The sequence below is a fragment of the Allokutzneria sp. NRRL B-24872 genome, from assembly GCF_002155965.1.
Lineage (GTDB): Bacteria > Actinomycetota > Actinomycetes > Mycobacteriales > Pseudonocardiaceae > Allokutzneria.
This window is the reverse complement of the sequence record NZ_MUMH01000470.1, coordinates 1-578: the sequence shown is the minus strand read 5'-3', so window position 1 is coordinate 578 and position 578 is coordinate 1. Positions and strand designations below refer to the sequence as shown.

Genomic DNA, 578 nt, shown 5'->3' with positions numbered 1-578 from the left:
CGACGTACAGCCTGCTGCCCGCGCTCTCGCGGCGGCTCACCGAGGAACTGCCCGGCGTCGACTTCTCCTTCCGTGGCGAGATGCTCGCACCCGACCAGGTCGAGGCGTTGCGCACCGGCGCGATCGATGTGGCGCTGCTGCGCCCTCCCGCGGCCGACCTCTCCCTCACCGTGCACACCCTGCGCCGGGACCGGCTCGTCGTCGCCGTACCCGTCGAGCATCCCCTCGCCCGCCGGAAACGACTGCGCGCCTCGGACCTCGCCGGCGCCGACCTGATCGTGCACTCCGCCGACCGCCGGTCCGTGATGTACGACGTCGTCCTGCGCCTGCTGCGTGACGCCGGCGTCGAACCGCACATCCGCCACGAGGTCGGCGAGACCTCGACGCTGGTCACGCTCGTGGCCGGCGGGCTGGGTGTCGCCGTCGTACCCGAGCCGGTGACAGCGCTGGCGCTCGACGGCGTCACCTATCTGCCCCTGGCGGGCGCCGACGCACGCGTGGAGCTGGCCGTCGCCCACCGTGCAGACCGCGCCGAGCCGCACCTGGCTCGCACGGTGGGGATCATCCGGGCGGCGCAC

At 73.9% G+C, this 578-nt stretch carries 1 protein-coding gene; it reads left to right on the top strand.

From position 1 onward, the window contains the following. Positions 1–578 (top strand): LysR family substrate-binding domain-containing protein (locus CCN37_RS38745; protein ID WP_168201070.1); only part of this gene is annotated, 578 nt, incomplete at both ends.